This window comes from Planococcus maritimus (genome assembly GCF_001687625.2).
Taxonomy (GTDB): Bacteria; Bacillota; Bacilli; order Bacillales_A; family Planococcaceae; genus Planococcus; species Planococcus maritimus.
Window position 1 is genome coordinate 1 of the sequence record NZ_CP016538.2, and the last position, 10,832, is coordinate 10,832.

Annotated in this window: 7 protein-coding genes and 1 rRNA gene; all 8 read left to right on the plus strand. The window is 48.3% G+C overall.

Going from position 1 to position 10,832, the window contains the following annotated elements; genetic code table 11:
• The 8 genes from dnaA to BBI11_RS00040 all read left to right on the plus strand — a co-directional run bounded on the left by dnaA (position 1) and on the right by BBI11_RS00040 (position 10,745).
• Positions 1-1,344 (plus strand): chromosomal replication initiator protein DnaA, encoded by a 1,344-nt coding sequence (gene dnaA / locus BBI11_RS00005; RefSeq protein WP_068459493.1) that lies wholly within the window; start codon positions 1-3, stop codon positions 1,342-1,344.
• A 169-nt stretch (positions 1,345-1,513) separates the two neighbouring features.
• A complete protein-coding gene (gene dnaN / locus BBI11_RS00010) occupies positions 1,514-2,650 on the plus strand; it encodes a DNA polymerase III subunit beta (protein ID WP_068459496.1) in 1,137 nt (378 codons plus the stop codon).
• Between the two features lie 107 nt (positions 2,651-2,757).
• Positions 2,758-2,997: a S4 domain-containing protein YaaA gene (yaaA, locus tag BBI11_RS00015; protein ID WP_068459498.1), complete on the plus strand. Its 240-nt coding sequence runs from the start codon at positions 2,758-2,760 to the stop codon at positions 2,995-2,997.
• Positions 2,987-4,099 carry a DNA replication/repair protein RecF gene (gene recF, locus BBI11_RS00020; RefSeq protein WP_068459501.1) on the plus strand — a complete coding sequence of 371 codons (1,113 nt, stop codon included), beginning with the start codon at positions 2,987-2,989 and terminating at the stop codon, positions 4,097-4,099. Before yaaA ends, recF begins: the two co-directional genes overlap by 11 nt.
• A gap of 6 nt (positions 4,100-4,105) precedes the next feature.
• Entirely contained in the window at positions 4,106-4,315 is a 210-nt protein-coding gene (locus BBI11_RS00025) for a hypothetical protein (RefSeq protein WP_068459503.1), read from the plus strand.
• A gap of 47 nt (positions 4,316-4,362) precedes the next feature.
• Positions 4,363-6,291, plus strand: a complete 1,929-nt coding sequence (gene gyrB / locus BBI11_RS00030; protein WP_068459505.1) for a DNA topoisomerase (ATP-hydrolyzing) subunit B — start codon at positions 4,363-4,365, stop codon at positions 6,289-6,291.
• 30 nt (positions 6,292-6,321) lie between these two features.
• On the plus strand, positions 6,322-8,892 hold the full coding sequence (gene gyrA / locus BBI11_RS00035) for a DNA gyrase subunit A (RefSeq protein WP_068459507.1): 2,571 nt from the start codon (positions 6,322-6,324) through the stop codon (positions 8,890-8,892).
• A 302-nt stretch (positions 8,893-9,194) separates the two neighbouring features.
• Positions 9,195-10,745, plus strand: a 16S ribosomal RNA gene (locus BBI11_RS00040).
• Positions 10,746-10,832: the final 87 nt, after the last annotated feature.

A 10,832-nucleotide genomic window follows, 5' to 3' on the forward strand; every position in this document is an offset into this window, starting at 1 on the left:
TTGGAACACTTAGACGAACTTTGGTCGAGTGTCTTAGCCCAAGTCGAGAAAAGAATCTCCAAGCCCAGCTTTGAAACTTGGCTGAAATCCACTAAGCTCTTGTCCTATAAAGAAGATACTGTCACCATTTCAGCCCCAAATTCATTTGCGCGCGACTGGCTTGAAAACCACTACGTTCACTTGATCACCGGCATTTTGACAGATTTGACAGGGGACGAAGCGCTTATTAAATTTGTGGTGCCAAAAGATCAGGATATGGACGATTTCCAGCTTCCCGCTCCCCGTGTCAAACCGGGCCAGGCGGAACAGCAAGAGTTTTTGCCGGGGATGTTAAACCCGAAATACACCTTTGATACATTCGTCATCGGTTCGGGCAACCGCTTTGCACATGCTGCATCGCTCGCCGTTGCCGAAGCACCGGCAAAAGCTTACAACCCACTTTTCATCTACGGAGGCGTAGGACTTGGCAAGACCCACCTTATGCATGCAATCGGACATTACGTCATTGAACACAACCCAGACGCCAAAGTGGTTTATTTGTCGTCTGAAAAATTTACCAATGAGTTCATCAACTCAATCCGTGATAACCAGACCGTCGATTTCCGCAATAAATACCGCAATGTCGATATTTTGCTGATTGATGATATTCAATTTTTAGCCGGAAAAGAACAGACTCAAGAAGAATTCTTCCATACATTCAATACCTTGCACGAAGAATCTAAGCAGATCATCATCTCCAGCGACCGGCCGCCAAAAGAGATTCCAACACTCGAAGACCGCTTAAGATCGCGCTTTGAATGGGGACTGATCACTGATATCACACCGCCAGACCTGGAAACGCGAATTGCCATTTTGCGCAAAAAAGCCAAAGCAGACGGCCTGGACATCCCGAACGATGTCATGACCTATATTGCCAACTCAATCGATTCCAACATTCGTGAGCTTGAAGGTGCTTTGATCCGCGTCGTCGCTTATTCCTCCCTGATCAACCGGGACATGAGCGCAGAACTTGCTGCGGAAGCGTTGAAGGACATTATGCCGAACTCCAAGCCGAAAGTTATCACGATTTTGGACATCCAAAACGCAGTCGGCGAGCAATTCAACGTGAAACTCGATGATTTCAAAACCAAGCGCCGCACGAAAGATATTGCCTATCCACGTCAAATCGCGATGTACTTGTCGCGTGAAATGACTGATTTCTCGTTGCCGAAAATCGGCGAGGAATTCGGAGGCCGCGATCACACAACCGTTATTCATGCGCACGAAAAAATCAACACGATGCTAAAAGAGAATCAGCAGCTTCAGCAAGATATTAAAGAAATTCGATCTGCACTCGGGAAATAGGCTGTGGATAACCCCCGATTTTCTTAAGCAGTTTATGCACAGCTTGTCTACATGTGGATAAACTGCTTTTATTGCTTATTTCGGGCTTATCCACATATTCACAGCCCCTACTACTATTACTGTCTTTAAGTACTAATAACTAAAATATATATATAAGCGAGGTTCGAGAATGAAATTCGAGATAAAACGTGAGCGATTAGTCGAAGGTTTAAACGATGTAATGAAAGCAGTCAGTTCAAAAACAACGATTCCTATTTTGACTGGGATCAAAATGGATGTTTCTTCAGAAGGTATGCGTCTAACAGGAAGTGATTCAGATATCACCATCCAAACCTTCATCCCAACAGAAGAAGATGGAAAACAATTGATCGATGTCACAGAAGGCGGAAGCATCGTCCTCCAGGCAAAAGTATTCGGAGAAATCGTCCGTAAATTGCCGACCAACGAAGTAGAAATCGAAATCAACAGCAATTTCCAGACGCATATCCGTTCAGGGAAATCTGAATTCCACTTGATCGGGCTGGACGCTATGGATTATCCACAATTGCCAGATATTCAAGATGACCGTCTCTTCACGATTCCAGCGGATCTGTTGAAAACAATCAATAGAGAAACCGTATTTGCAGTCTCTAGTTCTGAAACACGCCCAGTACTTACTGGCGTCCATTGGGAAGTTAAAGACGGAGAGCTCGTTTGCGTCGCAACAGACAGCCACCGCCTAGCACGTCGCAAAACGAAACTCGAAACTTTGCCAGAAGGGGAGTACAGCGTCGTCATCCCAGGCAAAAGTTTGAACGAATTGAACAAAATCCTTGATGACACATCGGATCCGGTTGAAATCGTCATGACCAACCAGCAAGTATTGTTCAAGTCGAAGCACATTTTGTTCTTCTCTCGTCTATTAGAAGGCAATTATCCGGACACCTCCCGCTTGATCCCGTCTGAATATAAAACAACGGTGACAGTAAACGGCCGTTCATTGCTTCAAGCGATCGACCGCGCATCACTATTAGCGCGTGAAGAACGCAATAACGTCGTGCGCTTTTCTACAAACGAAGGAAGCGAAGTCGAAGTCTCCTCGAATTCTCCGGAAGTCGGGAAAGTAGAAGAGCAATTGCAAGCACAAAGCGTCGACGGCGAAGAGCTGAAGATTTCTTTCAGTGCGAAGTTCATGATGGATGCCTTAAAAGCAATCGACGGACAAGATGTCGTCATCCAGTTCACTGGAGCGATGCGCCCGTTCATCTTAAAATCGGCCTTGGATGACTCAATTCTGCAATTGATTCTTCCTGTCCGGACATATTAATTAGCATCAAAACCCTCAGGATAGCCCATAAAGGCTATCCTTTTTACTTATGGGGGCAAATAGGGTAAAATAAAGGGATAGACTACGAATCGAAGGATGAGTGCATTTTGAAGGAAATCGGGATTGAAACAGAATATATTACACTTGGACAGCTGCTGAAAATGACGGACACAATCAGTTCAGGCGGAATGGCTAAATGGTTTTTGAGTGAACACGAAGTATTCGTAAACGGAGAAGCGGAAGATCGCAGAGGGCGTAAATTGCGTCCGGAAGATACTGTGAGCATACCGGGGACGGGGGAATTCCGTATCGTTGTCGCCGAAGGCATGAGCTTCGATGCGGATTGACAACCTCGAGTTAGTCAATTACCGGAACTACGAAACGCTTAAGCTCGACTTTTCGCCGGAGATCAACGTCTTTATCGGCGAAAATGCACAAGGCAAAACGAATATCATGGAGTCGCTTTATGTTTTATCAATGGCGAAATCGCACCGGACGAGCAATGACAAAGAATTGATACGCTGGGACGCGGAATATGGTAAAATTAAAGCTGATGTGCTCCGGAAATATGGCAAATTGCCGCTTGAAATCAGCTTTTCCAAAAAAGGCAAAAAAGCGAAAGTGAACCATCTGGAGCAGCGGCGGTTAAGTGATTATATCGGTCAATTAAACGTTGTCATGTTCGCTCCTGAGGACCTGCATCTCGTCAAAGGCAGCCCGCAAGTTAGGCGCCGCTTTATCGATATGGAGATCGGCCAGATTTCACCGGTCTATCTCCACGACCTCGTCAATTACCAAAAGCTGTTGAAACAGCGCAATCATATATTGAAGCAACATTACGGCAAACAAGCCATCAATGACGTTATGTTCGAGGTTTACACAGAGCAATTTATTGAAGCTGCTGTAAAAATTATACAAAAAAGATTCCAGTTCATGGAATTGCTGCAAAAATGGGCAGAGCCGATTCATCATGGCATTTCCCGTGGGCTGGAAAAATTAGAAATACGCTACCAGCCAATTAGTGGTTTGAAGCCTGAATGGACGCCTGCTGAAATGGCGTCCTTTTTAGAGCAAAAGCTTCAGGATGTGAAAAAGCGGGAACTTGACCGTGGCGTAACCCTCGTTGGCCCGCATCGCGATGATTTGCAATTCATCGTCAATGGTTACGATGTCCAGACTTATGGCTCCCAGGGGCAACAGCGCACCACTGCGCTGTCTTTGAAACTGGCGGAAATCGAGTTGATCAAGCAGGAAGTCGGCGAAGCACCGGTTCTCTTGCTTGATGATGTGCTTTCTGAACTGGACGATTACCGCCAGTCGCATTTACTCAATACAATCCGCGGGTCTGTGCAAACTTTTGTCACAACCACCAGCGTTGAAGGCATCCAGCACGACACTATTCAAAACGCACGCCTTTTCGAAGTAACAAAAGGAACGGTCAAGGAGTGAAGACGCATGTATGTCCAGATAGGCGCCGCCCAATTGATTGCCGTAACGGAAATCCTGGCGATCGTCCATTATGAACATTATGCCCACTCTGCTTTTACGCGGCTATTAGTCCCGCCTGAAGCGGTGAAATCCTATGTCGTTACCGATGATTTCGTCTACGGGTCGCCTTATCGGCCTCAGGCGCTTTTGAATAAAATTCAGCAAAACAGGTTATAACCGGTCAATGGAAATAATGAGTTGTCAAGAAAGAGCAGGTGAACGGAATGGCTATGGAAGATACGAATCTTGAGCAATCTTATGGCGCCAATCAGATTCAAGTATTGGAAGGCTTAGAAGCGGTCCGGAAACGGCCGGGTATGTATATCGGTTCAACAGGATCAAGAGGGTTGCACCATTTAGTGTGGGAAATCGTGGATAATAGCATCGATGAAGCCCTTGCCGGCTATTGCGATGAAATTCGCGTCACAATCGAAAAAGACAATTGGATTCGCGTGGAAGATAACGGCCGCGGAATTCCAGTGGACATGCAGGAAAAAATGGGCCGTCCAGCGGTTGAAGTCATCATGACAGTTCTTCACGCTGGCGGTAAATTCGGTGGCGGCGGCTATAAAGTATCCGGCGGCCTTCACGGTGTAGGCGCCTCTGTCGTTAACGCCTTATCGGAAACGACCGAAGTTTATGTACACCGGGACGGCAAGCGCCATTTCATTCAATTTGAGCGCGGCGCAGTCAAAAAAGAACTCGGCGTCATCGGCGAAGCTGACAAGACCGGAACAACGATCCGTTTTAAAGCGGATGCTGAAATTTTCAAAGAAACAACAGTTTACGAATTCGATATTCTCGATCACCGCCTCCGTGAGCTCGCTTATTTGAACCGGGGCTTGAAAATCGTGGCCGCTGATGAGCGCGAAGGCTTGGAACAGGAAAAAAACTACCACTATGAAGGTGGTATCAAATCCTACGTCGAGCATTTAAATAAATCAAAAGATCCTCTTCACGAAGAAGCGATTTTTGTCGAGTCGGAGCGGGATGGCATCAATGTCGAAGTCGCGATGCAATACAATGGGGGATTTGCAGCGAATATCTTTTCATTCGCTAACAATATCAGCACCCATGAAGGCGGAACGCACGAATCCGGCTTTAAAACGGCGTTGACGCGCGTCATCAACGATTACGGCCGCAAAAACGGCATTTTGAAAGATGCGGAAGCGAACTTGACTGGCGAAGATGTTAGAGAAGGGTTGACGGCAATTATTTCCGTCAAGCACCCGGATCCACAGTTTGAAGGCCAGACCAAGACTAAGCTTGGCAATACAGAAGTATCGACGATCGTGAATAACTTATTCTCAAACGGATTCGAACGTTTTCTACTGGAGAACCCTTCGACGGCCAAGAAAATCATTGAAAAAGGCATCATGGCTTCTCATGCGCGGATGGCTGCCAAAAAAGCACGTGAATTCACGCGCCGCAAGTCAGTGCTTGAAGTCTCCAGTTTGCCTGGTAAACTCGCAGACTGTTCTTCACGCGACCCGAAAATCAGTGAGATTTACATCGTAGAGGGAGATTCGGCGGGCGGATCCGCAAAATCTGGCCGAGATCGCCACTTCCAGGCGATTTTGCCCTTGCGCGGGAAGATCCTTAACGTGGAAAAAGCGCGTCTCGACAAGATTCTAGTCAATGCAGAGATTCGCAATATCATCACGGCGCTTGGCACTGGAATCGGCGAAGAGTTCAACCTGGATAAAGCGCGTTACCATAAAGTCGTTATCATGACCGATGCCGATGTCGATGGTGCCCATATCCGTACTTTGTTGCTAACGTTCCTATTCCGCTATATGCGCCCACTGATCGAAGCAGGCTATATTTACATCGCACAGCCGCCATTGTTCCAGATCAAACAAGGCAAGCATGTCGATTATGTTTATTCAGATGCACAGCTGAAAGAAGCATTGGCTAAACTTCCAGCATCGCCAAAACCGCACGTCCAGCGCTATAAAGGGCTCGGTGAGATGAATGCTACTCAACTATGGGACACAACGATGGACCCGGATTTCCGGACATTGCTACAAGTCACACTTGAAGACGCGATGACAGCGGATGAGACCTTCCACATGCTAATGGGAGACGATGTCGAACCGCGCCGTAACTTTATTGAAGAAAACGCCAGTTATGTGAAAAATTTGGATGTATAACGCGACAAGAGTTGAGAGGAGGCTGCGGATATGGCGGAACGGCCAGGCAGCGGAGTAGAAGAAATAAATATTAGCACGGAGATGCGTACATCATTCCTTGACTATGCGATGAGTGTTATCGTGTCTCGTGCGTTGCCGGATGTCCGGGACGGCTTAAAGCCGGTGCATCGGCGTATTTTATATGCCATGCACGACCTCGGAATCACAGCGGATAAAGGCTATAAAAAGTCAGCACGTATCGTCGGTGACGTAATCGGTAAATATCATCCCCACGGTGATAGCGCAGTTTATGAAACGATGGTACGCATGGCTCAGGATTTCAGCTATCGCTACATGCTCGTCGACGGACACGGAAACTTCGGTTCAGTAGATGGTGACGCAGCAGCAGCGATGCGTTACACAGAATCCAAGATGTCGAAAATCTCCATGGAACTTTTACGCGATTTAAATAAAAACACAGTTGATTACAAAGAAAACTATGACGGTCAGGAAAAAGAACCGGTTGTCCTTCCAAGTAGATTCCCGAATTTGCTGGTCAACGGAACTTCCGGAATCGCGGTCGGAATGGCTACCAATATTCCGCCGCATAACCTTGGTGAAACGATCGACGCGGTTTTGGCCTTGGCTGAAAACCCGGCCATCACGACGGAAGAATTGCTCGACTTCCTTCCAGGTCCCGATTTCCCGACCGGAGGCATTATCCTCGGTCGAAGCGGCATTCGCCGTGCTTACGAAACCGGTAAAGGTTCGGTGTTGATCCGCGCAGTCGTTGAAATCGAAACGAAACCGAATGGCAAAGAAGTCATCCTCATTCACGAACTTCCGTACCAGGTTAATAAAGCGCGCCTGATCGAAAAAATTGCTGAACTGGTACGCGATAAAAAAATCGACGGCATCACGGACCTGCGCGACGAATCCGACCGCAACGGTATGCGCGTTGTGATTGAAGTGCGCAGAGACGCGAGCGCTAATGTTCTATTGAACAACTTGTACAAACAGACGGCCATGCAAACAAGCTTCGGCATCAACATGCTCGCACTCGTCGATGGCCAGCCGAAAGTTCTGGGCTTGAAAGATGTTCTATATCATTACCTGGAGCACCAAAAAGTCATCATTCGCCGCCGCACAGAATTCGATCTGCAAAAAGCGGAAGACCGTGCACATATCCTTGAAGGCTTGCGCATCGCACTCGATCACATCGATGCCATCATTGCATTGATCCGTGGTTCGCAGACGACTGAAGAAGCCCGCAACGGTTTGATGAACGATTTCAATTTGTCTGAGCGCCAGTCCCAAGCCATCCTGGACATGCGCCTCCAGCGTTTGACCGGTCTCGAACGGGACAAGATCGAAGAAGAATATCAAGGACTCATCGCACTCATCAACGAGTTGCGTGCAATTCTTGCGGACGAATCGAAGATCCTCGAGATCATCCGTGAAGAAATCCTTGAGATTAAAGAGCGCTTCAATGATCCTCGTAGAACGGAAATCACTGTTGGCGGTTCTGAGATGATCGAAGATGAAGACCTTATCCCACGCGAAGCTTCCGTATTGACGTTCACGCACAATGGCTACATCAAACGTTTGCCTGCCAATACGTATCGCAGCCAGAAACGCGGCGGACGAGGCGTGCAAGGAATGGGTACCAACGATGATGATTTCGTTGAACATCTTCTATATACATCAACACACGACACGATCCTATTCTTCACAAGTGAAGGGAAAGTCTATCGCAAGAAAGGCTATCAGGTTCCTGAATATGGCCGCACTGCCAAAGGCTTGCCATTAGTGAACTTGTTGGAAATCGGCAAAAACGAAAAAGTAACAGCCGTGATCCGTGTTGAAGAGTTCAGAGAAGACGATTTCTTCTTCTTCACTACACGTGGCGGTCTCAGCAAGCGTACACCTGTGAGCAACTACGCTAACATCCGCCAGAATGGATTAATCGCCATCAACTTGCGTGAAGACGACGAATTGATTTCAGTCAAGATGACTGATGGCAATAAAGAAATCGTCATTGGAACACGAGACGGTGCATTGATCCGATTCCCTGAGACGGATATCCGCAGCATGGGGCGTGCAGCCAGCGGTGTGAGGGGTATCCGTCTACGCGAAGGAGATCAAGTCGTCGGCATGGAAACCTTAGAGACAGATGATAAGATTCTGGTCATCACAGAAAATGGTTACGGCAAGCGAACAAAAGAATCCGAGTACCGTGTTCAATCCAGAGGCGGTATGGGAATCAAAACTTGTCATATCACTGAAAAGAACGGTCCTCTAGTAGCTGTACGTGCCGTTAATGGAACAGAAGACATCATGTTGATTACTCAACACGGTGTGTTAATACGGATGGACGTAGAAGATATTTCGACGACTGGTAGAAACACGCAAGGAGTTCGATTGATTCGTCTTGGCGATGAAGAGGTCGTGGCGACCGTTACCAAGGTGAAGAAAGATTTGGATGACGATGAAGCAGCAGAAGTTGATGAAGACGGTGTCGAAGTGCTTGTTGAAGAAAGCGCAGAGGCAGATGTTTACACAGACGACGATGCCATCACAGATGAAACATCTGAAAAGGTTGAAGAAGATACAGAAGAATAGAAGACTATTTAAAGAGCCTGTCGCTGAACCGACAGGCTCTTTTTGTTTCTTAATAGAAAGAGATTTGTAGAAAGGAAAAGTTTTTTCGTAAAAGTGTTGACGTAGGTAGAAGAGCGTGATATATTTATCAAGTCGCCAAAACAAGGCGCACAACATGAACCTTGAAAACTGAACAGCAAAACGTCAATAATACAGTCGCGAGCGATCGCGACACAACTTACTGATCAGCTACGGCAGATCAAGCGAATCGCGCGTCTTTCGAGACGGCGATACGCCAGCAGTATTGAGCAATCAACTACTCTATAATGGAGAGTTTGATCCTGGCTCAGGACGAACGCTGGCGGCGTGCCTAATACATGCAAGTCGAGCGGAACCATTGGAGCTTGCTCCTTTGGTTTAGCGGCGGACGGGTGAGTAACACGTGGGCAACCTGCCCTGCAGATCGGGATAACTCCGGGAAACCGGTGCTAATACCGAATAGTTTGCGGCCTCTCATGAGGCTGTACGGAAAGACGGTTTCGGCTGTCACTGCAGGATGGGCCCGCGGCGCATTAGCTAGTTGGTGGGGTAATGGCCTACCAAGGCGACGATGCGTAGCCGACCTGAGAGGGTGATCGGCCACACTGGGACTGAGACACGGCCCAGACTCCTACGGGAGGCAGCAGTAGGGAATCTTCCGCAATGGACGAAAGTCTGACGGAGCAACGCCGCGTGAGTGAAGAAGGTTTTCGGATCGTAAAACTCTGTTGTGAGGGAAGAACAAGTACCAACTAACTATTGGTACCTTGACGGTACCTCACCAGAAAGCCACGGCTAACTACGTGCCAGCAGCCGCGGTAATACGTAGGTGGCAAGCGTTGTCCGGAATTATTGGGCGTAAAGCGCGCGCAGGCGGTCCTTTAAGTCTGATGTGAAAGCCCACGGCTCAACCGTGGAGGGTCATTGGAAACTGGGGGACTTGAGTGCAGAAGAGGAAAGTGGAATTCCACGTGTAGCGGTGAAATGCGTAGAGATGTGGAGGAACACCAGTGGCGAAGGCGACTTTCTGGTCTGTAACTGACGCTGAGGCGCGAAAGCGTGGGGAGCAAACAGGATTAGATACCCTGGTAGTCCACGCCGTAAACGATGAGTGCTAAGTGTTAGGGGGTTTCCGCCCCTTAGTGCTGCAGCTAACGCATTAAGCACTCCGCCTGGGGAGTACGGCCGCAAGGCTGAAACTCAAAGGAATTGACGGGGGCCCGCACAAGCGGTGGAGCATGTGGTTTAATTCGAAGCAACGCGAAGAACCTTACCAGGTCTTGACATCCCGCTGACCGCCTAGGAGACTAGGCTTTCCCTTCGGGGACAGCGGTGACAGGTGGTGCATGGTTGTCGTCAGCTCGTGTCGTGAGATGTTGGGTTAAGTCCCGCAACGAGCGCAACCCTTGATCTTAGTTGCCAGCATTCAGTTGGGCACTCTAAGGTGACTGCCGGTGACAAACCGGAGGAAGGTGGGGATGACGTCAAATCATCATGCCCCTTATGACCTGGGCTACACACGTGCTACAATGGACGGTACAAAGGGCTGCAAACCCGCGAGGGGGAGCCAATCCCAGAAAACCGTTCTCAGTTCGGATTGTAGGCTGCAACTCGCCTGCATGAAGCCGGAATCGCTAGTAATCGCGGATCAGCATGCCGCGGTGAATACGTTCCCGGGCCTTGTACACACCGCCCGTCACACCACGAGAGTTTGTAACACCCGAAGTCGGTGGGGTAACCCTTACGGGAGCCAGCCGCCGAAGGTGGGACAGATGATTGGGGTGAAGTCGTAACAAGGTAGCCGTATCGGAAGGTGCGGCTGGATCACCTCCTTTCTAAGGATAATATCGGAACCGATTTTTCGGAATCGGGTTGACGTTTTGCGTTCAGTTTTGAAGGTTCACTCCTTACGGAGCACTTTC

What these genes read in the sequence shown, in the direction of transcription:
- dnaN (WP_068459496.1), top strand. Translation starts at nt 1,514, where the DNA reads ATGAAATTCGAGATAAAACGTGAGCGATTAGTCGAAGGTTTAAACGAT.
- recF (WP_068459501.1), top strand. Translation starts at nt 2,987, where the DNA reads ATGCGGATTGACAACCTCGAGTTAGTCAATTACCGGAACTACGAAACG.
- BBI11_RS00025 (WP_068459503.1), top strand. Translation starts at nt 4,106, where the DNA reads ATGTATGTCCAGATAGGCGCCGCCCAATTGATTGCCGTAACGGAAATC.
- gyrB (WP_068459505.1), top strand. Translation starts at nt 4,363, where the DNA reads ATGGCTATGGAAGATACGAATCTTGAGCAATCTTATGGCGCCAATCAG.
- gyrA (WP_068459507.1), top strand. Translation starts at nt 6,322, where the DNA reads ATGGCGGAACGGCCAGGCAGCGGAGTAGAAGAAATAAATATTAGCACG.